A 23,039-nucleotide genomic window follows, 5' to 3' on the forward strand; every position below is an offset into this window, starting at 1 on the left:
GTAGTTCCATCCTACAATATCATTTGCGGGTCCACATCCACGCTGAAGAGCACGCCTTTCTGCTGCGAGCCTTCCGTGAACGGCCGGAGCGCCTGCCGGACAAGCGCGGCCGCGTCGATGCTTCCCCGATATTTTATCACACATTGAAAACGGTAGCGATCTTTCATTCTTGAGATCGGCGAGGCGACGGGTCCCAGCACCTCCAGCGCACGCGCCAGTCCGGTGGACAACGGCGCCAGCACCCCTTGGTGCTGAGCCAGCTCCTTCAGTTCCATCGCGAACTGCTCGCTGACGGAGGCCAGCAGAGGCAACCCCTCGTGGGACATCGTCACCAGAACAAGACGGCAATAAGGCGGATAACCCATCATCGACCGGTGGCGCAGCTCCTCCGCAGAGAACGATGCGTAATCATGACGCTGAGCTGTTGTGATCGCGTAATGCTCCGGAGAATACGTCTGGATGACCACCTCGCCCTCCAGCTCATGCCGGCCGGCGCGTCCCGCCACCTGCGTCAGCAGCTGGAAGGTCTTCTCTGCCGCCCGGAAGTCGGGCAGATGCAGCGAGGTGTCCGCCGCGATGACCCCTACAAGGGTTACATAAGGAAAGTCCAGCCCCTTGGCAACCATCTGCGTCCCCAGCAGCACATCCGCCTCCCGATCGCCGAACCGCTTCAGCAGCCGCTCATGCGCATGCTTCTCGCCCGTCGTATCCACGTCCATGCGAATGACTCGCATGCCTGGGAACAGCTTCGCGAGCTCCTCCTCCACACGCTGGGTGCCGGTGCCGAAATACCGGATATGCTCGCTCCCGCAGGCAGGGCAGGATGCCGGAGCCCCCTCGGCGTGGCCGCAATAATGGCAGCGCAGCACACGCGACTTCTGGTGGAAGGTGAGCGAGATATCGCAATGCGGGCACGTCGCCGTATGGCCGCAGGAGCGGCACATCACGAACGTCGAATAGCCTCTGCGATTGAGCAGCAGGACGGACTGCTCCCCGCGCTCCAGCCTCTCCAGCAGCGCCTCGTGCAGCCTTCGGCTGAACATGGAGCGATTGCCCGCGCGCAGCTCCTCCCGCATGTCGACAACCTCGACCTCCGGCATGGGACGGCCGCCGACGCGGTGCGGCATCGGCAGCAGCGCGGAAGGCGCGCCTGGCGCCGCTTGCGCCGCCGAGCGGCTCGCGGCGGCGAAGGATTCCAGCGACGGCGTCGCAGAACCAAGCACAACCGCCGCGCCATGCTGCTTTGCCCGCCTGACTGCAACCTCGCGGGCATGATATTTGGGGCTTTCCTCCTGCTTGTAGGAGGATTCATGCTCCTCGTCGATAATAATGAGCCCAATTCGTTCGAATGGAGCAAAGATCGCCGAGCGGGCTCCAATGGCGACCTGGGCCTTCCCGCTGCGAATTTTGCGCCATTCGTCGAATCGCTCCCCGTTGGACAGCCGACTGTGCAGCACCGCAACGGCATTGCCGAATCGACCCTTGAACCGCTCCACCATCTGGGGGGTTAGGGATATTTCCGGAACGAGCACAATCGCCTGTCTGGCCTGATCCAGGCAATGCTGAATCGCTTGCAGATACACCTCGGTTTTCCCGCTGCCCGTTACGCCGTGGAGCAGCATGGTCCGGCCCTGGCCGTCCTCCATCGCGTCGACGATCCGGCCGAACACCTCCTGCTGCCCCTCCGTCAGAGGCAGCGGCTTGGTCCGGGCAAATTGACGATCCTTGTAAGGATCGCGGCCCTTCTCCACCTCGCGAATAACGAGCAGTCCCTTCTCCGCCAAAGCCTTGACGCTTGCCGCAGATGCGCCGGACTGCTGCGCCAGCTCCTGCAGCGTCGTCGCTTCAGCGCGCTCATACATCAGCATAAGCGCAACGCGCTGCTTCGCGGCCCGCGTGGACACCTGCGCAAGCGCCTCCTCCAGCGGCAGCGCGGGCTCAGGGAGGAATACCGTCAGCACTTGACGGACGGACAGCCTGTCCTTAATGGAGGAGAGCTGCGCCAGCGCCCCGCTGCGAAGAGCGAGCTTAACCGTTCGGAGATGCTCCGGAAACCGCGCGATCAGCTTATCCAGCTTGACGAGGCCATCGCCGCTTCTCATCCAATCCACAAGCTCGGGGGGCAGCTCGTCCAGCGATTCTTCGTCGCCCAGCGCGATCTGGCGCTCCTCCTTGCCCTTCAGCGCGGCTGGAATCATGGCTTGCAGCGATTGCGTCCAGGAGCAGCAATATTTATCGCTCATCCACCTGGACAGCTCAATCATGTCCGGCAGCAGCGGCGGCACCGGGTCCAGAAGCTCAGCAACGGACTTCAGTCTGGTTCGATCGACGGAAGCCGAATCCGCGATTTCGATCACGAAGCCCTGCAGCACCCTTCCGCCGAATGGAACGCCAACCCGACTGCCGACCTCCAGCCAGCCCGCCATGCCCTCCGGCACCTCATAATCAAACGGCCGATCCGTCTGGCGGCTCGGCACGTCGACAATGACTCTCGCGATCATGAACGGTCCCCTCCGCGCTGGAACAGGCGATCCGCAATCAATGCCATTAGTCGGCTCGCGACCTCCCGCTTGGACAGCAGCGGGAACGACGCCTCAAGACCCTCTGGCCCGTATACATCGACGGCGTTTGTGTCGCCGTTGAAGCCAACGCCTTCCTTGCTGACGTCGTTGGCGACAATCAGATCACAATTTTTGCGCTTCAGCTTGTCCATCGCGTAGTGAGCCACCTGCTCCGTCTCCGCAGCAAAGCCGACGAGCAGCTGATGCTCCTTCCGCTCACCCAGCGTCGCCAGAATATCCGTCGTGCGCTCCAGCTCAAGGACAAGCTTTTCTCCGCTTTTTTTGACCTTCTGCTTATGTACGATAGCCGGCCTGTAATCCGCGACCGCCGCCGCCTTGATGACGACATCGGTCCCAGGAAACGCTTCGACAACAGCCTCCAGCATGTCAGCGGCGGAAGCAACGCGAACCACCTGGACGCCTGCGGGCGGCGTCTCCGTAGAACGGCCCGCCACGAGCGTAACGTCTGCGCCCATACGCTGCGCCGCCTCCGCAATGGCGAAGCCCATCTTGCCGGAGGAGTCGTTCGTCAAATATCGGACAGGATCCAGCCGCTCCATCGTTCCGCCTGCTGTCACCAGAACGCGCTTCCCCCGCAGACGGCCGCTGCCGGCGAACCATGTCTCGATGGAGCGGACGATGTCCTCGGGCTCCGCGAGCCTGCCCTTTGCTACATAGCCGCATGCCAGCTGCCCCGTTCCAGGCTCTACGAACATGGCTCCGCGCGCCGCAAGCTTCTCTATATTGGAGACGACCGCGGGATGCTCATACATATGGACATTCATGGCCGGGGCTATAAGGATAGGGCAGGTTGCAGCCAGCAGCGTTGTGCTGAGCATATCGTCAGCCAGACCGTTCGCCAGCTTGGCGATACTGTTGGCTGTCGCGGGAGCCACAACGATCAGATCCGCATGATCCGCTTGATGGATATGGGTCACAACGGCAGGATCACGCTCGTCGAAGGTATCGATGAGCACGGGATTGCGAGACAGCGTCTGCAGTGTAAGCGGGGTAATGAATTGCGCCGCGGATGCCGTCATCATGACATGGACGTCAGCCCCCGCTTGCGTCAGCTTGCTGCACAAGGCGGCTCCCTTATAAGCGGCGATGCCGCCGGTTATGCCTAATATCATTCTTTTGCCAGCGATCATGATGCCACAGCTCCTATCCCTTAGACGCTTGCTCCGAACAGCGTGTCCGGCAAGCGGTTACCAATCCATTCTTTCTCTTAGGCTCGTAATATGGGCGACATGATGCTTCCCGTGCCAAGCCACAAATCCGAGGAACCAGGACAGCTTGAGCTGGCTGCCTTTCTCCGGATGATAGAACTGCTTGTCGAAATCGGACCGCTCCATGGCGTGAAGCAGCACGGACCACCGGCGGTGGACGCCATCCACAATAGCAAGACTGACCTCCGGCGCCACCTTCAGCGAATCCTCCGTTTCAGCCCAGCCTTCTTCGTTAAAGGGCTTGATCGTCGGATTATTCTCCGTCAGAGCAAGCTTGAATCGGGAGAAGCAATTCATCGCCGCGTCGGCGACATGATGCACCACCTGCCGGATCGTCCAGCCGCCTGTCCGGTATGGCGTGTCCAGCTGCTCGTCGTCAAGTCCTTCGATGGCCGCCTTCAACAGCGCGGGCAGCGCCTCCACCTCGCGAATCCATTCCCTCTGCTGCGCAGCTGTCATGCCTTCGAACGAATATTTGCCAATGGGATACCGCAATTGCTCCATACCTGATCACCCTCCAGGAATAAAATAAAATGTATAGCGAGAGATTCAAGCCGTATCGGGCAAAAAAAGAGGTGCAATACTGTCGCCAGCTCACACCTCTCTTGTGGAACGTTCTATGCTGCTATTCTTCCTTGGTGGCCAGCGTCTCAACTTGAATCACGTCGCCGTAGATCTCCTCAAGCGCCACGCCTACATACTTGTGGGAGCGCGGGCTCGCAAGCTCCGATTTGTCGCCATTACGCAGCATGCGCGCTCTTCTGGATGCCGCGACGACAAGCGTGTACTTGCTGTCTACCTTCTTTACCATCTCGTCAATGGATGGATACAACATTGTGCATTCTCCTCACTCAAGCTTTCTCGATTGCGGTCTTCATCCCTGTCACATAAGGCATGAACCGTTCCCTGCGGCAATGCTCGGCAATCACAATACTGCGAATCCGGTCACAAGCCGCGTCTATCTCATCATTGATAACGGCATAGTCATAATGGCGAAGCAGATTCATCTCTTCAACGGCGACGTTCATTCGCGTGTCGATGATATCCTGCGTTTCGGTGCCGCGTCCCGTAATTCGCTCCTTCAGCACATCCAGCGACGGCGGCAGCAGGAAGATGAAGATCGCCTCCGGGAACTTCTCTTTCACCTTGAGCGCTCCCTGCACCTCGATCTCCAGAATAACATCCTTGCCGCTTGAGAGGGTGCGATCCACGAAGTCGCGAGGCGTGCCGTAATAATTGCCTACGTATTCCGCGTGCTCCAGAAGCGCGTCGCGCGCGATCATCTCCTGAAACTGCTCTCTTGTCTTGAAAAAATAATTAACGCCGTCAACCTCGCCCTGTCTCGGTTGCCTCGTCGTGGCCGACACGGAGTATACAATCTCCGGCATGCGGCCGCGCAGCGCGGAGCACACCGTTCCTTTCCCCACCCCGGCAGGACCGGACAAAACAATTAACAATCCCATTTGTTCCATACTCCCCGTACTATTCGTCGTTATCGTCATCCTTCGTGGATAAACGATGGGCAACCGTCTCCGGTTGAACCGCTGATAAAATAACGTGATCGCTGTCCGTAATAATAACCGCGCGGGTGCGGCGTCCATAAGTCGCGTCAATCAGCATATGGCGATCGCGCGCTTCCTGAATGATACGTTTAATGGGAGCCGACTCCGGACTTACGATCGAGATAATGCGATTCGCAGACACAATATTGCCGAATCCGATATTAATGAGCTTAATAGCCAAGCCAGGTCCTCCTCCGCCTACGGTCCTTCAATGCGCAACATTTGCACGCTGCCAGCGTAAACGGCCCTCGCCGTCCTTGCGGAGCAGCATGCGTTTCGCGGTGAAAGCCGAGCACTTCAGTATGGTGTAACACATACATGCCCGGAATTCCAAAAAACGACAGAACATTGCTCTATTGTTGACGAATTCATGCATAAGCATACGTATACTCCAACTTATGCCTTATTCTAATTGATTTCTTCCTTTGGAACAAGCAAAAGTTCGTATTTCGTCTCCCGGGCAGCCTCTTTCATCAGGACTGACCCGTCTTCTCCCACACATGGCGGGTTAACTGAACGGCCATGTCATAGAACATAAACGGCGTAATGAGATAGATGCCGTTGAAATGCTGAAGCGCGCAGTCGAGCAGCTCCTTCGCGATGCGAACGCCCTCGGCGCGGCCCTCCGCTCCCTCCAGTCCGGCCATGCGGGCGCGCACCTCCACAGAGAGCTGAATGCCCGGCACCTCATTATGAAGATACTCCGCGTTTCGTCCGTTCGCAAGCGGCATAATCCCGATGAAGACCGGCACGCTCAGATGCTTGGTCGACTCCGCGATCCGCTCCATCAGGGCGGGATCGTACACCGGCTGGGTCATAATATAGTCCGCGCCGGAAGCAATCTTGCGTTCGAGGCGCTGCACCGCCTTGTCCAGATGCTTGACGTTCGGATTGAACGCCGCGCCGACCACAAAGCTCGCCTTCTGCTTCAGCGGCTTGCCTGAGAAGGCTGTCCCCTCATTAAGCTGCTTGATCATCCGAATCATCTCGAACGAGGTCAGATCGTAAACCGAGCTGGAGTCGGGCAGGTCGCCGAAGCGAGCGGGATCCCCGGTCACCGCCAGCACATGGTCGATGCCCAGCGCGTCCAGCCCCATCATATGCGATTGTGTGCCGATCAGGTTGCGGTCTCGGCAAGCGATATGCACAAGCGGCCGAATGTCGACCCTCTCCTGCAGCAGCGCAGCCAGCGCGATATTGCTCATTCGCGTCACGGCGAGGGAGTTGTCCGCCATGGTAATGGCGTCCGCCTTGGCCTTCTTCAGCGCGACCGCGCCTTCCATAAACTTGCGGATGTCGAGATCTCTCGGCGGGTCCAGCTCCACGATAACCGTGTGGCGCTGCTTCACAAGGTCAACAATCGTCGGCTCGCTGCGCTCCGCATATGCGACAGCCTCGCCAGTCTTGGGCGCGGCCTCGCGAACGGCCGCCGCCTGGCGCTTGGCCGCCTCCGCCGCGCCTGGCTGCGGCACGTAATCCGCCAGCGAAGCGGCCATGGCCGCCACATGCTCAGGCGTGGTGCCGCAGCAGCCGCCGATAATCCGAGCGCCGCGGTCCGCAAATTTGCGGGCGCATTCGGCGAAATAATCGGGGCCGGCGGAATATGTATACGTCCCGTCTACATAATCCGGTATGCCCGCATTGGGGTAGACCGAATACGGCAGCGGCACGGAGCCGCTGGCGGAATCCATCGCCCGCATTATGCCGTTCGGACCGCTGCGGCAGTTAAAGCCAACCACATCCGCGCCCAGCGACTGCAGCTCGGCGAACGCGTCGGCGACAGCGACGCCGTCCAGCGTCCTCCCGAAGTCCTCCACGGCGAATTGGCAGATGACGGGCAGCTCGGTCAGCTCCCTGGCGAGTCGAAGCGCAAGCTTCATCTCCGACAGATCATAGAACGTCTCCAGAAGCAGACCGTCTACGCCTTCCTCCAGCATGACCCGCATCTGACGCTCGTAAGCGTCGACAACTCGCGCCGTGCGCACGTTCTTCAGCTTGCCGTCGCGGATGGAGCCGATGGCTCCAACCACGTATGCGTCCGCTCCTACAGCGCGTCTCGCGAGGCGAACACCCGCCCGGTTGATCGCTTCCATCTCGTGCTCAAGACCGTGCCTGGACAGCTTCTCCGCATTGGCGGAGAAGGTGTTCGTCTCAATAACCCGAGCGCCCGCTTCATAATACTGGCGATGCACGCTCTCGATGACATCAGGCCTCAGGACATTAAATTCTTCGTAAGAAACGCCGACAGGGAACCCCATCTGATACAGATAGGTTCCCATCGCTCCGTCACCGATCAGGATGCGCTCGGCGAGCGCATCCCTCAAGCTCGGTCTATTCTGTAAGCCCGCGTTCATAAGAATTCCTCTACAGGCTTCCGCGGAACACTTCCGCGGCCGGTCCTGTCATATAGACATGATTGTCTTCCTCGCTCCACTCGATCAGCAGATCCCCGCCCTTGAGGGAGACGGTTGCTTCGCGATCCGTCGCGCCGGTCAGCACGGAAGCCACCAATGTCGCACATGCGCCCGTGCCGCAGGCGAGTGTCGGGCCAGCACCGCGCTCCCATACCCGCATGTCCGCCTGCGTGCGGGAGTTGACGGTTACAAATTCAACATTGATCTTGCGGGGGAACATAGGATGCTTCTCCAGCTTAGGCCCCCATGCCTCCAGATCGAATGTAACGGCGTCATCCACATAGATAACGCAGTGCGGGTTGCCCATCGACACCGCAGTGAACTTGAATTCGCGGCCGTCCACCTCGATAGGGTGCTCGATTACGCGCTCGGCGTCTACTGTCGTCGGCACCTGCAGACCGTTCAGAATAGGCTCGCCCATGTCGACGCGAACGGTCTGCACCTTGCCGCCCTCTACCGTAAGCTGGACCTTCTGAACGCCGGCGCCAAGCGTTTCGATCGTAATCTCTTCGCTGCTGGTCAAGCCATTATCGTAGACGTATTTGGCTACGCAGCGGATCGCGTTGCCGCACTGCTCCGCCTCAGAGCCGTCGGAATTCATAATCCGCATGCGGAAATCCGCTTGCTCCGAAGGCAGAATGTAGACCAGTCCGTCAGCGCCGATTCCGAAAAACCGGTTGCACAGCTGGACTGCCAGCTCCGCCGCGTTGTCCGGAAGCGCCTGCTCCCCTGCCACTACGATAAAATCATTGCCGAGTCCATGCATTTTGGTGAAGTTCATCTATCGCTCTCTCCTTAGCTCTAGTCGTATGCTAGTCTGTCATTATTCCTAATAGCATACCTTAAAGCCAGGCGAAACGCTATTCATAAATTGCATCAACATTTGCACTTTTCGATCAGCGAACCACCGACTGCGGTCCAATCGGACGCTTCGTGCGCGCCTTCGCTTTGCCTGGCTTGCCGAGCACGCTTCCGATCCCCATAACGAAGGTTGGAATGCCCGCCGCAACAAATACGAGACACCAATCACGGAAGCCCAGAGGCACCGTCTTGAAGATCGGCTGCAGCGCTTCAATATAAAGCACGCCGAGCATCAGCAGCAGCGAAGAGATAACGGCCAGCACCAAATATTTGTTCTGCAGCGGGTTCCGATGGAAGATAGATCGCGAGCTGCGGCAGTCGAATACATGAATGAGCTGCGCCATCACGAGCGTCGCGAAAGCCACAGTCTGCGCGTGCACGAGACCCGCCGCGTCGCCGCTCCCTTCCTTCAGCGCGATCCAGAAGGCGCCGAGCGTGCATATGCCGATCAGCACGCCGCGGCTGATGATTTTCCAGCCCAGCCGTCTGGCAAAAATATTTTCTTTGGCTGGCCTCGGCTTCTGCTGCATCAGGTCCTTCTCCGCCTGATCCACGCCAAGCGCCATAGCCGGCAAGCCGTCTGTTACGAGATTAACCCACAGGATTTGAATAGGCACGAGCGGCAGCGGCAAGCCCGCCATCATCGCGAAGAACATAACCAGAATTTCGCCGACATTGGATGCCAGCAAATACCGGATGAACTTCCGGATATTTTCGTAGATGCCCCGCCCCTCTTCAATCGCAGCGACAATCGTCGAGAAGTTGTCGTCGCTGAGCACAAGCGCCGACGCTTCCTTGGACACATCCGTACCCGTGATGCCCATGGCGATGCCAATATCCGCCGCCTTAATGGCCGGCGCGTCGTTCACGCCGTCTCCCGTCATCGCGACCACATGGCCTCTGCGCTGCAGCGACTTAACAATCCGCAGCTTATGCTCGGGCGAGACGCGGGCGTAGACGTAGACATGGTCCACCTGCTTGTCGAGCTCCTCGTCGCTCATCGCCTCCAGCTGCTTGCCGCTCATCGCGAGTCCGCCGCGCGGCATAATGCCGAGCTGTGCAGCTATGGCTTCCGCCGTAAGCTGATGATCGCCCGTAATCATTACCGTCTTGATGCCAGCTCTGCGGCATATGGCGATGGCGTCCTTCACCTCGCGTCTTGGCGGATCGATCATACCCGTCAGGCCGACGAATACAAGATTGGACTCCGCCTCCGCCTCCGTCTCGCACCGGTCCGTCTGCCGCAAATCCCGGTACGCGAAGCCCAGCACCCGAAGCGCGGACTGCGCCATCCGCTCTCCCGCCTCTGCTACCTTCCGCTTCAGCGTTCCCGTGAACGGCACCACCTTGCCGTCCCACAGCACGTAAGCGCATTGCTCCATCAGCATGTCGGGAGCGCCCTTGGCAAGCAGCAGCCTGCCGCCTTGATGCGAGAGAAGGACAGACATCCGCTTCCGCTCGGAATCAAACGGGAATTCCTTCACCCTCTGATAGAGCGCCTCCAGCGATTTGGGCGAGGAGCCAAGCTTCGTTGCCAGCACAGTCAGCGCGCCTTCGGTGGGGTCGCCCTTCAGCGTCCACTCCTCCTGCGCCTCCTTGGCCTTTCGCCGCTTGGCGTCGTCAGGCTCTGTGCGGACCAGTTGGGCGTTGTTGCACAACGCGCTAATCTGGAGAAGGCGCTTGATGGACTGGTCGCCTTTAATATCGAGCGCCTTGCCCCCCTCATAGATCGCGCCTGTCGGGTCGTAGCCCTCTCCGCTGACCTCCAGCTCCCGTCCGCTCAGCCATACATGCGTCACTGTCATCTTGTTCTGCGTGAGCGTGCCCGTCTTGTCCGAGCAGATGACCGAGGCGCAGCCAAGCGTCTCCACAGACGGCAGCTTCCGCACAATCGCCTTCCGCTTGATCATCCGCTGCACGCCCAGCGCCAGCGCAATGGTCACGATCGCGGGAAGCCCCTCCGGAATGGCGGCCACCGCCAGACTGACGCCAGCCAGGAACATGCCGTACGGCGGCTGGCCATGCAGAATGCCTGCAATCACGACCATGACCGTAAGGCCAAGCGCCACGAAAATTAGAATTTTGCCCAGCTGCTCCAGCCTGTGCTGCAGCGGCGTCTCCATCGTTTCCGTGTCTTGGATGAGACCCGCGATCTTGCCCATCTCCGTTGCCATGCCTGTCCGGATGACAACACCCTTGGCTGTTCCCCTGGTCACCATCGTGCCCATAAATCCGACGTTGCGCTGGTCGCCAAGCGGCAGGTCCTCTTCGCCGATGGCGGCCGCATGCTTGCCTACAGGCACCGATTCCCCGGTTAGCGCAGACTCCTCTACGTAGCAGCTGTTCGCTTCAATGAAACGAAGATCGGCAGGCACACGGTCGCCGCTCTCCAGATAGACGATGTCACCAGCCACCAGCTCACGCGCGGGCACAGTGACGAGCTCGCCTCCCCGCATGACCTTTGCCGCAGGCGCGGACAGCTCCTTCAGCGCTCGGAGGGACCGCTCCGCGCGAAACTCCTGCATGAAGCCGAGCACAGCGTTCAGCACGATGATCGCGATAATCGTAATGGCGTCCAAATATTCGCCGAGCAGGCCCGAGATCAAGGTCGCGCCCATCAGAATCAGAACCATAAAGTCCTTGAACTGGTTCAGGAACAGCAGGATGGGCGAAACCTTCTTGCCCTCCGCCAGCTCGTTATGCCCGTCCTTCTCCAGCCGCTCTGCGGCGGCTGACGGCTTCAGCCCGCTTCCTCCCGAGCTGCCGAGCGACGCGAGGAGCTCCTCGGCGCCCAATTGATGCCATTTCATTTGTTCCATTGCATGCTTCCCTCCCGTTGATTGCCGTTGCAGCGGACAGCTCGGCCTATGCGGGAGCTCGTCAAGAGCTCCGGCTGCGCGCCAGTCGAGCAGGCCCTGCTTGCTTCATCATGAATAGCGATCGTTATGGGTTATGAACAACCTCATCTACGGTAAATGTATTCGGACAGCCCTGTGAATATCACAGAGCCCCTTAAGTTTTTGTCCCGAATATGGCATGATAGAGTCATCCTGTAAAAGCGAGGTACATATCATCATGGCATTAGACGGTCTTGTTGTCCGCGCGATCGCCGCAGAGCTTCAGCGCTGCGCGGGCGCGCGAATTCATAAAATCCATCAGCCCACGGAGCATGATCTGGTGCTCTCCATCCGGGGAGCAGGCGTATCCGGCAAGCTGCTTGTGTCCGCCAATCCGACCTATCCCAGAGTCCACTTCACCGAAGCGACGTTCGTCAATCCGCTGGAAGCTCCCATGTTCTGCATGCTGCTTCGCAAGCATTGCGAGGGCGGCGTCATCGAGGCAGTGAAGCAGGTGGGACGCGAGCGCGTGCTTCATATTGACGTCAGGCAGCGCGACGAGCTTGGCGACTTAAGCTTCAAGACAATCATTGTGGAGATTATGGGCAGGCACAGCAACATTATTCTGATCGACAAAGCAACCGGCATGATCCACGACGGCATTCACCATGTTACGCCCGCGATCAGCAGCTACCGGATCGTCATGCCGGGCAGCGCGTATACGCCGCCCCCGGATCAAGGCAAGACGGACCCGCTGAGCGTCACGAGCGCCGACCAGTTCCGGGAGCTTCTTGCAGCGGCTGCGGGAGACGAGCCTTCACCCTGGCACAAGACGCTGATTGCCGCGTTCAGCGGACTGAGTCCGCTGGTGGCCAAGGAGCTTGTCCACCGAGCGGCTGCTCTGGGCGTTACAGCTGATGCGGACTCCATGTGGGACAGCTTCCGCCCCCTTATGCTGGAGGTGGAGGCGAACCGCTTCGAGCCCGTCATCTTGACGGAAGAAGCTTCGGGCAAGGCCAGCTTCTCCATTACACGGCTCACCCATCTGGAGGGCGAGACCGTCCGATTCGGGTCGGTTAGCGAATGTCTGGAGGCGTTCTACGGGGACAAGGCCGAGCGCGACACGGTCAAGCAGCGCGCTGCCGACCTGATCCGGTTCGTCCAGAACGAAAAGGCGAAGAACGAGGCGAAGGTTCGCAAGCTGGAGGAAACGCTGCTGGAGGCGCAGGACGCGGAGAAATACCGGGTGCTTGGGGAGCTGCTAACCGCCTATATGCACCAGATTAACCGCGGGGACGAATCCATCGAGCTGATCAACTTCTATGACGAGGAGGAGGCTGCGGTGCGCATCACACTGGATCCGCAGCTGACGCCCTCCGAGAACGCGCAGCGTTACTTCCGCAAATATACGAAGCAGCGGAACAGCCAAAGCGTGGTCGCCGAGCAATTGAAGCTGGCGGAAGCGGAGATCACCTACTTCGAAGCGCTGCTGCAGCAGCTCGACAACGCTTCTCTGGCCGATATCGAGGAGATTCGCGACGAGCTGGTCCAGCAGGGCTACCTCCGAGAGCGCAAATCGCGGGGACCGAAGCGGAAGAAGCCGCAAAATCCGGCGCTGCTCTGCTATACCTCCTCGGAGGATGCCCTTATCTTCGTTGGCAAAAACAATACGCAAAACGAATATTTGACGAACCGGCTGGCGTCCCCATCCGATACATGGCTGCATACCAAGGACATCCCAGGCTCCCATGTCGTCATTCGCGGCAGCGACTTCGGCGATCCGACGCTGGAGGAAGCCGCCATGCTGGCCGCCCATTACAGCCAGGCCAAGGACTCCAGCATGGTGCCCGTCGACTATACACTGATCCGTCATGTGCGCAAGCCAAGCGGCGCGAAGCCCGGCTTCGTCATCTATGACCATCAGAAGACGCTGTTCATTACCCCGGACCGGGAGCGGCTGAAGGCACTTCCGTCCGTTGTCAAATAAGCGGATTCACGAGGAACAATAAGAACGGGCTGTCCCGTGAGAGGCTCATGCTTCTCACGGGACAGCCCGTTTTATGCGGCAATGGTATGGATTATGTTTGGCGCGAGCCGCGATTTGCGGCATGCCCCGCAGCGACAGCCTTCAGCCGCTCAGCCACCGTCATGTCGACGGAACACATTCCCAGCTCACCATGAAAGGCAATCCCTCCACGCTCGCCATGGAAGTCGGAGCCCCCTGTAGCCAGCACGCCATAACGATCGGCAAGCTCCCCGTATCGACGCTCCTCTGCTTCCCCATGATCGGAATGGAAGATTTCAAGACCGTCCGCCCCGCTCCCGAGCAGCTCCTCGACAAGCGCGTCGCGGCTGTACAGGCCCGGATGCGCGATAACGCTGGCGCCGCCGGCCTCGCGAATCCAGGTTAACGCCTCAAGCGGATGCACCTTCGGCACCTGCACGTACGCAGCACCGCCAGAGCCGAGAAGCCGGTCGAACGCCTCATTCATGTTGCTTACGACGCCAAGCCGAATGAGGGCCTCGGCGAAATGCGGCCGTCCGATGCTCCCTTCCTTGCCTCGCGACGCGGCGGCGCTTCTCACATCATCGAACGTGATGGGAATGCCCAGGCCTTGCAGCTTGGCAAGCAACAGCTCATTGCGGCTCTCGCGAGTCCCGCCCACGCTGGCCAGTCGCTCCAGCCAGACGGGATCATTGTTGTCCGTATAATAGGCCAGCACATGAATGTCGCAGCCGTCCGCGACCGTGCTCAGCTCCACGCCGGGAACAACCGTTATGCAGATTCTTGCGCCCTCCAGCAACGCCTCCGGCACGCCGGCGACTGTGTCATGATCCGTAATCGCCACCGCAGCCAGCCCAGCAGCCTTTGCCCTGCGGACGACCTCAGCCGGTGTATGCCGTCCGTCCGAGGCAGTCGTATGCGTGTGCAGATCCGCTCGCCTCGCTATAACCATTGGTGCAGATCCTTTTCGCGCAGGAAGGTCAGGAAGGTGACGGCGGAAATGGGCAGCAGCGCGGATTTCAAATAAATGGAATAGAACTCCCGCTGGAATTTGGAGTCGGTTATTTTGACCAGCTTAATCAAGCCAAGAGCCACCTCGTGCTTCACGGACGAGGAGGACAGGAAGGAAATGCCGAGACCCGCCTCCACTGCGGATTTGATTGCGCCTGTGCTGCCCAGCTCCATCACGACATTCAGCGAGGCCGGGTCCATGTTTTTTTTCTTCAGCTGCTCCTCCATGACAAGCCGCGTGCCCGACCCCTGCTCTCGCAGCACAAATGGATATTGAAGCGCCTCCTCCAAGGTGACAGCAGGCTGATCCGCGAGGGGATGGCCCTTGGGCACGACAAGCATCAGCTCGTCGCTCATCACGGCTTCCATATGCATGTCGGGATGGTTGACCGGCGCTTCGATCAGGCCGAAATTAAGCTGATGGTTCAGGATTTCCTCCATAATCTGCGCGGTATTCATTACCTTCATACTGATTGTAATATGGGGATACTCCTGTCCGAACGGTCCCAGCAGCCGGGGCAATATATATTCCCCGATCGTCAGGCTGGAGCCGAGCTGGAGCCTGCCCTTCAGCTGCTTCGTGAACGTTGACATGGCCTGGTCCGTATCGCGGATCAGCTCGATGCTGCTCTTGGCGTATGGCATAAGCGCGCGGCCCGCTTCTGTCAGGTCAATGCGCTTGGTGGAGCGCTGAAGCAGCTTGGTGCCAAAATAATCCTCCAGGGACTGGACCTGCATCGTCACGGCGGGCTGCGTCATATGAAGCGCTTGCGCGGCCGCGGAGAAGCTGCCCCTCTCAGCCACGGTATAAAAAATATGCAATTGATGAAAGTTAAGCGCCATAGTCGATCCGTCCTTTCTATACACCGTATTATACAACAAACGGGAATCCGATGCAGGCCTAGTTCCAAGGTCCGCACAAATAAGCGCATCCGCTCAGGAATGCGCTTTCCATCTAAATATTGCAATATATACCATATTCAATTACCGCCCTTTATCTCCGCTTCCTGCTGTTCTTCACGAGGGTCATGCGCCTGGAATGACGCAGCCAGGAATAATAGGACTTCAGGTCCCGCAGCTCGATCGTCTCGGACATACGCCCAAGGAAGGTGACGACAATCATCTTATGCAGCGGATTGCCCAGCAGGTCGCGATCTGTCAAGGAATCCGAAAACTCCGCAACAAATACAAGATCCTCGTCGATGAGATAGACATCCTGCTCGTTGCGGTAATAAGGTTCGATTCGCCCCTTCTTCAAGCATTCCCATAGGAACTCCGCGATATCCTCGAAGCCGGTCTTTTGACTTTCAATCCGATCGTGCCAGCGACTCTTGGCGTGGTTGGTAATAATGACATCAACCACCTTCTTATCGCCCAGTTCAACATAAAACGACTCGTATGTACTCCACCTTCTCGTCACTTTATCCTTCATATGGCAACCTACTCCTCCCAAGGAACCAGGGCTTTTATCCTATCTATCTATTCCCCATTCTACCATGATTGTCCGATATTTCAACAATAAAATAAAGACAGGCCATTTATGTTTATATTTGGTATTAATGGCCGAAAGAAAAAGACCTCCCTAACGTCTTAACGACGCCGGGAAGCCTTTGGTTACAACATTCAGCCAAAAAAATTATAAACTGTAAAATCTCGTTTTGTCTTCGCTGTCCTTGCTGTATTCAGTCGGTATCTCGGCGCGGAAGGATCTTTCGACTTTGCGCACGTATGACAGCCGGCTCATCTGCTTCAGCGATTCCTCCACCTTGTCGGCGTTCATATACATCACCACGTAATGCAGCTTCCTGGACATATAATGAACAGTTCCGAAACGCTCCAGCGCCCTGGCCGCCTTCAGATCGCTAACCCATACAATAAATCCCGTTCGATCCGGTAACATCTCCCACTCTCCTCTTCCCTCCGGCTCGCCCGCGCAGCCTGCTAGCCGCAGCCTCCGCTGCCGCAGCCGCCTCCGACATTCCGTTCATTGCCCGGCACCTTGATGAGATCGGACACGGACTCCGCGATCAGCCTGGACACCTCATACAGCATATCGTCCACCGTCTGCTCCGCTGCCTTGAATCTGCTGACGCACTCCACTTCCGCCAGCTGATTCTGGATCAGCTTCACCTTATCCTTGGCTTCATGGTAGCTGGGATGAAATCGTCCGAATCGCTGGCACTCCTCGAACAATTCCTTGGCTTTGGCGAATTGGCTCTGCAGCGCCTTCACCTCGGCACTTCCCTCCACGACGGACTTCCAATATAAATATTCGGCCACCTCGGCCGACTGATTAATCCAATCTCCCAGCTCGTAAGCGGACAGAAGCAGCGATCCCATATCGAGCGAAGATCTTGCGCCATCCTCCTGAGCCGCCCCTGCTTGACTTGATTCGGCAACCGGCATGGATCCACCTCTTTCCTATTCGCTTGCTACTACAATATCATAACATATACCCCTCGCCAATAGAAAAACACATTATGTGGATAGCCCGTTAGGAAGCAGCAGCCTCATCTCCTCCCACATATCCGGAGTCAACCTGCTCTTCTCCGGACGGTCGCCGCTGACCATGCGGCCGGTCACCGCCCACTCTCGCCCCCGCTGCTCCACCTGCTCGGGAACAAAGGCCTGCAGCTCTCCGTTCAAGCGCAGCTGAACAGCGGTCTGCAGCGCAACGGCCTGCTGCATAAACGCTTTGCGGGTGGAATCGTGATAGCTTCGCATTTCATTCCACCACGCGGCAGGAACCTGCTCGATGCCGGGCAGCAGCACCACCTCCGTCTCCTCCTGTACGAGTCCGTACTGGTGCAGTGCGATGGGCTCAAGCAGCAGACGGATGGACGGCTCTGAAGGGGGAATCGGAGCGGAATCCCCATCCGTATGGGGCAGAGGCGGATAGCTGGGCCGCGCTGCCGGCGAGCCGCTGACACCGATGACTCCTTTGCGTGGAGGATAACCCGACTTCTGCAGCAGCCTCCTGATTTCAGTGACCGAATCGCCGGGGACAATAAAGTCCAAACCGCCAATCTCCTGGAGAGGCAGCCCGTACACTTCCTTTATCGCCTTCACATGCCGGGCCATCTCCTGGGAATCACAGCGCAGCAGCGTAACCGCCTGGAAGGCAAATCGGCAGGCCTTGTCCGTCCACTCGCGAAGCAGCGACTGTACATGGAGGGAGCAGGACTCCTCCCCGCTTGCCTCCGCAAGGAATTGCTCCAGCCCCTCCCTCGTTCGCCCCTGCTCCAGGGCATTGGAGACCGCGGCCTGCGTTAGTCGATAGAGAACAGGCTCCTCCGCGTTCTGCCGCTCGCCAAGCAGCTCCAGCTCCCATCGGATTGTATAGCGGCACCCCGGCGGCACCCAAATGTCCCCGTTAGGCTGCACCATAATAGGCTCCGTGTCTGAAGCGCTTGAGAAGCGCCGCCGCTTGAATAACGATTCACAAGGGTCAGTGTCGGCTAATCCCAGCTCCATCCATCCAAGCTCATGAAACAATCGTGTCCAGCTCGGCATCGTCGTCGAAGCCGCGTCTGCCTCTGCGAGCAGCGTCTCGGCTTGCTGAACGCTACACCACTCTTCCGTCGGCGCGTTGAGCAGAACGCCCGCGGCAAGCGCCTCAGCGCCAACCAAACGGAACAGGACAGAGCATACCCAGTCCTGCAGCTCACGTTCCCGCTGCTCCTCCGTCATTGCTGACCATATGCCCAGCCGCCTCATATCCAGCTCAAGGCGATCCTCCCCCTTGCTCAGCAGCCCCAGCTCGGAGCATGCCGTCAGAGCGAAGGCCGTCCCCAGGGAATAATGCTCCTTGTGCATCCACTCCAAAGGAAAAGCGTTTAGCCTGCTTTCGTCAAGCTGCAGCGCTTCATCCAGCCTGGCAGCTGTTTTTTTGGGCAGCAGCCCCTTAGCTGTATAGGAGCTGTCCGCCTTGGCCAGCGCCGCCATGGCATATAGAAGCCTCCGGCCAAACGGCTCCTTGGGGGAGCCCTCTGCCGCAGACCTTGCGCGTGACGCTGCCGGAGCCAGCTGGACCGGCAACAGTACCCCCAGCCAAACGGCGTAGCAGTCGGCAGGAACCCCGTACAGCCGCTCGCCCCACAGCTTCTGCACCGCCACCAGGAAGCCGGCCCTCTCCAGCCCCCTGATGGCGATTCTGCACTCTGCGCCCGCCATGCCCGTATGCTCGCGAAGCGTCTGGAGCAGCTTCTCCTCGGTTACCGCCTCCGCGCCGAGCCGCAGCAGAATCGTCTTCAGAGCCGTTGACGCGTATGCCGGCAGCCCATTGATCGCCGATGCCGCGCAGTCGCGATCCTTGACAGCCTCCAGCCATGTCAGCCCCCTCTCCGCCGCAGGCCTCCAGAGCGGCTGCCGGAGAAGCGCCTCCTGCCTCTCCCTGCTCATCCTGGTCTCAAGCTGCCGCGTATTCATCCTTGCGCCGCCTCCTTCGATTGAACTGAACTCCCGCACCCAACGCCGTCACCGGGCAGCGGAAGCTGTATGTAGTCGTAGCCCTGCTCCAGCATAAACATCTGCCGCTTCAGAGCGAACTCGGTCTCCTTCGTCCCTTCGGTCACAAGCGTGTAGAACCAGGCTTCATTGCTTCCTGATTTCGGTCTTAGGAGACGTCCAACTCGCTGCGCCTCCTCTTGCCTGGAGCCAAAGCTTCCTGACAGCTGAATCGCCACTGCCGCGTCCGGCAGATCGATTGCGAGATTGGCCACCTTCGATACCACAAGCACATGATGCTGTCCCGAACGGAAGGCCTCATACAGCCTCAGCCGCTCCTCTTGCGGCGTTTCCCCCGTAAGGAGCGGCGCATTCAGCTCGCCGGCCACTGTCTTTAATTGATTCAGATATTGTCCTATGACCAGCGTCGGCTTGTCCCGATGCCTCCTCAGCAGCTCGCGGACAACGGGCAGCTTGTTCCCGTTCTCGGCTGCAATCCGCAGCTTGGAGCGAGGCGCTGCGCTCACATAGCTGTCCCGCTGCCCATCCGCTAATGGAATACGAATCTCGGCGCAGCTGACCGTGGAGATGTAGGACTGCTCCTCCGCCAACTTCCAGTTCATAACATAATGCTTGGGACCGATCAGCGAATACACATCCTCCGCGCAGCCATCCTCGCGCACTAACGTTGCGGTCAGGCCCAGCCTTCGAGTCGCTTGAATCGACGCGGTCATCCGGAATACGGGAGCCGGCAGCAGATGAACCTCGTCGTAGATAATAAGCCCCCAGTCCCGTTCGTTGAACAGCCCCATATGCTTGTATGCGTCCGACTTCGTCTTGCGATAGGTTAACAGCTGGTAGGTTGCGATCGTGACCGGCTTCACCTGCTTCCCTTGGCCGCTGTATATGCCAACCGCCTCCGGCGCAAGCGTGGTCTTGTCCAGCAGCTCCTCCCGCCATTGCTCCGCGGAGGCTCGGCTTGCCGTCAGAATCAGCGTCTCCGCTCGCAGCTCCGCCATAGCCGCCGCTCCCACAATGGTTTTGCCGGTGCCGCATGGCAGCACCACAACGCCGCTCCCTCCCGACGCTTCTCCGTCTGCCGAGAATTGCTGAACAGCCTCCCGCTGATAGGGCCGCAGCGCGAATGCCGCACCTCGCGCCGTCGTCGATCGAAGCGACACGTCCAGGGCCTGTCCGGCGTGATAGCCCGCGAGGTCGACTACATGATAGCCCAGCTTCGTCAGCTCTTGCTTGCAGACGCCGCGGCTCTCCCCCTTCAGAAGCCATTCCGTGTCGGAGCGATAAGCCTTCACCCAATCGTGAACGCCGCCCTTCAGCTTCAGCTGCTGAAGCAGGATGGCTTCTCCGGACAAAACCAGCTCCGTGTCTTCTGTATACAGCTTCAGCTTGCCAAAGCGGCCAGCCCACAGCCGAACAGCATCCTCCGCCTGCATGGGAAGGCCATACCGCGCATGCTCCTTCAGCCGCCCTACGACTTCCTCGGCAGTCCAACCGGCGCTCAGCGCGTGCCATAACGTCATCGGCGTAATGCGGTAGGTATGCATCGATCCCACTCGCTTAACGGCCTCCGCAGATGCAAGCAGCAGCTCCCTGGCTGCCGCGGCAGGCAGTCGATCATCCAGCAGGATGGTCAAATCAGATTGAATGATTAAGCTTGCCTCAGTCCCCATAACGGCACCTCACTTCACGGCCATTGCCGCTGTCTCACCCCTCAGTATGCTGGGATTTCCAGGATTTTATCCCCCGGCTTGCAAACCGTTTCGATTATATGCGCAAATTATGTTATAGTAGATAGGATTGTATCGGTTCATTTATTCGAGCTGGAGGCTTTACTTCGATGAGACATACTTATATGCTTTTGCTGCTTATGCTCGCAATCCTGACGGCCGGTTGCTCCAATCTCTCTCTGCCAGCCGCCCCTTCCCTGAAGTCGGATACATGGTATCCCGTGTCGGGCTTTGTTGACGGCGACACATTTAAAATTCAAGTAGGCGATGAGGACACCACCATTCGCATGCTCTATATCGATACGCCCGAAACGAAGAAGCCGAACACTCCCGTACAGCCCTTCGGCCCGGAGGCATCCGAATTTACGAAGCAGCGCTTGGAGCAGTCCGGCGAGGTCAAGCTGACATTCGACAAGGAGCTGAAGGACATCTACGACCGCACACTTGCTGTTGTGGAGCTGAAGGACGGCAGCATCTTGAATGAATTGCTCCTGATGGAAGGCTTGGCGAAGGTTCTGATTGTAGAGCCCAATGTCAAGATGGAGAATGTGTACAAGCAGCTGGAGCAATCCGCCAAGCAAAGCGGGATCGGGATATGGCGTTCCGGCAAGGAAACCAGCCAGTCCGAGCTGCCAGCCAAGAAGGCGGCGTCGATAGGCCTGGAGATGAACGTGGACAAGGTCGCGGAGGTCGTGACAATCGTGAACACGACATTCGAGCCCATCAATATGGAGGACTGGAAGCTGGTCAGCGTAAGAGGCAACCAGACGTACAGCTTTGAACCGTTCGAGCTGCCGGGCCAAGGCAAGCTGCTTATCATATCCGGCCTTAACGAACCAGCGCGCCTGGATGACAAGGCTCTCCGCCTGGAATGGGAAGTCGATAATGTATGGAATAACATGGAGAGCGATCCTGCAGAGCTGTATAATGAAAAAAATGAGCTTGTCGCCCTGTGGGAGGACAATTAATTGTCCCCCCGCAGCAGCGGCAAGCTCTTTTTTTTGACCCGTACAGCGTTTATTCTCCGTGTTCGCTGGCGTAATGCTCCGCCATGCCGATCAGCAATGCCGCGGCATCCTTCATGGCGCGCTCGTCGAAATCAAATTTGGGATGATGGTGGGAATAGAGCGCCCCGCAATCCGGATTGCCGGCGCCTACGAACATGAAGCAGCCCGGCTTCTCCTTCAAATAGTAGGAGAAATCCTCCGCGACGGTGATGGCTTCAGCCTCTATAGTGCCGGCTTTCCCGAAGATGCCGGGTGCTACGTCGAAGAAGCGGGCAGCTTCAAGTCCATCGTTAACGACAGGCGGATAGCCGACTCTCATGTGATAGTGATGCTCCGCGCCGTACATCTCGCAAGTATGACGAATGAATGCCTCCAGTCGCTTATGGATCATGAACCGAGTCGACTCCTCGAACGACCTTACCGTTCCTTTCAGCTGGCACTTCTCCGCGATGATATTGTTGGTGGTGCCCGCTTGGAACGAGCCAATCGTCAAGACAGCGGGATGCAGCGGATTCACATTGCGGCTGACTATGGTCTGAAGACCCTGCACAAGCGCCGACCCAACGACAATGGCATCCACGGCTTGATGGGGGAGTCCCCCGTGGCCGCCCTTTCCTTCAATATCAATGACAAACTCATCCGCCGCGCTCATGAAAGGTCCTGCCTTCGTCGAAGCGCTGCCATAAGGGAGCGGGGTCCACAGATGCACGCCATATATAACATCTGCGCCTGCCATCGCCCCGTCGCGCACCATCTGGGCCGCTCCGCCCGGCGTGACCTCCTCCGCTGGCTGGAAGAGCAGTCTTCTCTCGCCCTTCAGCTTGCCTCTGTGCGATTGATAGAATTGGGCAACGGCCAGCAGCGTTGCCGTATGGCCGTCATGACCGCACGCGTGCATAACGCCTGGCGACTTGGACGCGTAATCGCAATCCTTCTCGTCCTGGATGGGCAGCGCGTCGATATCCGCCCTTAGCGCCACTACAGGACCTGGCAGATCTCCTTTAATGGTAACAATCAAGCCGTGGCCGCCGACCTCCGTCCGCAGCTCGCAGCCGATATCTCTCAGCTTGCTTGCGAGCCAAGCAGCTGTCTTCTTTTCGTGGAATGAAAGCTCGGGATGCTGATGCAAATATCTGCGCCACGCGACCATCTCGGGGTATAGCTGGGCTATCATTTGTTCAGCCATGGCTACCAGCTCCATCTCGGCACCCTCCTCACAACGTTATAGCCTCTCGGCATTCGCCGAGGTAGATGGGACAAGGGTTTCCTTGTACCACCAAACTTGCTCTCCTCCTACTTCGTAGGGGGATTTTTTCATTTAATTCCTTTTTGCGTTATGGGAAATATTCTAGGAATAT

Annotated in this window: 19 protein-coding genes; 2 read left to right on the forward strand and 17 right to left on the reverse strand. The window is 58.6% G+C overall.

The annotated features are described in order from the left end of the window. Positions 1 to 11 precede the first annotated feature (11 nt). The 9 genes from priA to AB1S56_RS14555 all read right to left on the reverse strand — a co-directional run bounded on the left by priA (position 12) and on the right by AB1S56_RS14555 (position 11,446). Positions 12 to 2,501, reverse strand: a complete 2,490-nt coding sequence (gene priA / locus AB1S56_RS14515; RefSeq protein ID WP_340871758.1) for a primosomal protein N' — start codon at positions 2,499 to 2,501, stop codon at positions 12 to 14. Then, positions 2,498 to 3,712 (reverse strand): bifunctional phosphopantothenoylcysteine decarboxylase/phosphopantothenate--cysteine ligase CoaBC, encoded by a 1,215-nt coding sequence (gene coaBC / locus AB1S56_RS14520; RefSeq protein WP_340871760.1) that lies wholly within the window; start codon positions 3,710 to 3,712, stop codon positions 2,498 to 2,500. Before coaBC ends, priA begins: the two co-directional genes overlap by 4 nt. A gap of 57 nt (positions 3,713 to 3,769) precedes the next feature. Continuing rightward, positions 3,770 to 4,294, reverse strand: a complete 525-nt coding sequence (locus AB1S56_RS14525) for a YfiT family bacillithiol transferase (protein ID WP_340871761.1) — start codon at positions 4,292 to 4,294, stop codon at positions 3,770 to 3,772. Positions 4,295 to 4,415: 121 nt separating this feature from the next. After that, positions 4,416 to 4,625 (reverse strand): DNA-directed RNA polymerase subunit omega, encoded by a 210-nt coding sequence (gene rpoZ / locus AB1S56_RS14530; protein ID WP_340871763.1) that lies wholly within the window; start codon positions 4,623 to 4,625, stop codon positions 4,416 to 4,418. Between the two features lie 16 nt (positions 4,626 to 4,641). Further along, positions 4,642 to 5,262 carry a guanylate kinase gene (gene gmk / locus AB1S56_RS14535; RefSeq protein ID WP_340871765.1) on the reverse strand — a complete coding sequence of 207 codons (621 nt, stop codon included), beginning with the start codon at positions 5,260 to 5,262 and terminating at the stop codon, positions 4,642 to 4,644. 10 nt (positions 5,263 to 5,272) lie between these two features. Continuing rightward, positions 5,273 to 5,533 carry an extracellular matrix/biofilm regulator RemA gene (gene remA / locus AB1S56_RS14540; protein ID WP_005548256.1) on the reverse strand — a complete coding sequence of 87 codons (261 nt, stop codon included), beginning with the start codon at positions 5,531 to 5,533 and terminating at the stop codon, positions 5,273 to 5,275. Positions 5,534 to 5,825: 292 nt separating this feature from the next. Next, positions 5,826 to 7,706 carry a bifunctional homocysteine S-methyltransferase/methylenetetrahydrofolate reductase gene (locus AB1S56_RS14545; protein WP_340871766.1) on the reverse strand — a complete coding sequence of 627 codons (1,881 nt, stop codon included), beginning with the start codon at positions 7,704 to 7,706 and terminating at the stop codon, positions 5,826 to 5,828. Positions 7,707 to 7,716: 10 nt separating this feature from the next. Then, entirely contained in the window at positions 7,717 to 8,547 is an 831-nt protein-coding gene (gene dapF, locus AB1S56_RS14550) for a diaminopimelate epimerase (RefSeq protein ID WP_340871767.1), read from the reverse strand. 115 nt (positions 8,548 to 8,662) lie between these two features. Continuing rightward, positions 8,663 to 11,446 carry a calcium-translocating P-type ATPase, SERCA-type gene (locus AB1S56_RS14555; protein WP_340871769.1) on the reverse strand — a complete coding sequence of 928 codons (2,784 nt, stop codon included), beginning with the start codon at positions 11,444 to 11,446 and terminating at the stop codon, positions 8,663 to 8,665. A 256-nt stretch (positions 11,447 to 11,702) separates the two neighbouring features. Between AB1S56_RS14555 and AB1S56_RS14560 the strand changes: the two genes are divergently transcribed. Further along, entirely contained in the window at positions 11,703 to 13,451 is a 1,749-nt protein-coding gene (locus AB1S56_RS14560; protein WP_340871770.1) for an NFACT RNA binding domain-containing protein, read from the forward strand. A gap of 91 nt (positions 13,452 to 13,542) precedes the next feature. Here the strand turns inward: AB1S56_RS14560 and AB1S56_RS14565 are convergent, their stop codons facing one another. The 7 genes from AB1S56_RS14565 to AB1S56_RS14595 form a co-directional block, all read right to left on the reverse strand. Continuing rightward, on the reverse strand, positions 13,543 to 14,421 hold the full coding sequence (locus tag AB1S56_RS14565; RefSeq protein WP_340871771.1) for a PHP domain-containing protein: 879 nt from the start codon (positions 14,419 to 14,421) through the stop codon (positions 13,543 to 13,545). After that, positions 14,412 to 15,323, reverse strand: a complete 912-nt coding sequence (locus AB1S56_RS14570; protein ID WP_340871772.1) for a selenium metabolism-associated LysR family transcriptional regulator — start codon at positions 15,321 to 15,323, stop codon at positions 14,412 to 14,414. Before AB1S56_RS14570 ends, AB1S56_RS14565 begins: the two co-directional genes overlap by 10 nt. A gap of 151 nt (positions 15,324 to 15,474) precedes the next feature. Continuing rightward, positions 15,475 to 15,912 (reverse strand): hypothetical protein, encoded by a 438-nt coding sequence (locus AB1S56_RS14575; RefSeq protein ID WP_340871773.1) that lies wholly within the window; start codon positions 15,910 to 15,912, stop codon positions 15,475 to 15,477. A 204-nt stretch (positions 15,913 to 16,116) separates the two neighbouring features. After that, positions 16,117 to 16,380 (reverse strand): YlbG family protein, encoded by a 264-nt coding sequence (locus AB1S56_RS14580; protein WP_340871774.1) that lies wholly within the window; start codon positions 16,378 to 16,380, stop codon positions 16,117 to 16,119. 41 nt (positions 16,381 to 16,421) lie between these two features. Beyond that, positions 16,422 to 16,886: a YlbF family regulator gene (locus tag AB1S56_RS14585; protein ID WP_340871775.1), complete on the reverse strand. Its 465-nt coding sequence runs from the start codon at positions 16,884 to 16,886 to the stop codon at positions 16,422 to 16,424. 72 nt (positions 16,887 to 16,958) lie between these two features. After that, on the reverse strand, positions 16,959 to 18,908 hold the full coding sequence (locus tag AB1S56_RS14590) for a helicase-associated domain-containing protein (protein WP_340871776.1): 1,950 nt from the start codon (positions 18,906 to 18,908) through the stop codon (positions 16,959 to 16,961). Further along, positions 18,905 to 20,617: a DNA repair helicase XPB gene (locus AB1S56_RS14595; protein ID WP_340871777.1), complete on the reverse strand. Its 1,713-nt coding sequence runs from the start codon at positions 20,615 to 20,617 to the stop codon at positions 18,905 to 18,907. Before AB1S56_RS14595 ends, AB1S56_RS14590 begins: the two co-directional genes overlap by 4 nt. 167 nt (positions 20,618 to 20,784) lie before the next feature. On the opposite strand from AB1S56_RS14595, the gene AB1S56_RS14600 reads away from it, so the two are divergent. Next, positions 20,785 to 21,642 (forward strand): thermonuclease family protein, encoded by an 858-nt coding sequence (locus AB1S56_RS14600; RefSeq protein ID WP_340871778.1) that lies wholly within the window; start codon positions 20,785 to 20,787, stop codon positions 21,640 to 21,642. Between the two features lie 49 nt (positions 21,643 to 21,691). On the opposite strand, the gene AB1S56_RS14605 is transcribed toward AB1S56_RS14600, so the two are convergent. Then, positions 21,692 to 22,882: an amidohydrolase gene (locus AB1S56_RS14605; protein WP_340871779.1), complete on the reverse strand. Its 1,191-nt coding sequence runs from the start codon at positions 22,880 to 22,882 to the stop codon at positions 21,692 to 21,694. Positions 22,883 to 23,039: the final 157 nt, after the last annotated feature.

The sequence above is a fragment of the Paenibacillus sp. PL2-23 genome, assembly GCF_040834005.1.
GTDB lineage: Bacteria > Bacillota > Bacilli > Paenibacillales > Paenibacillaceae > Pristimantibacillus.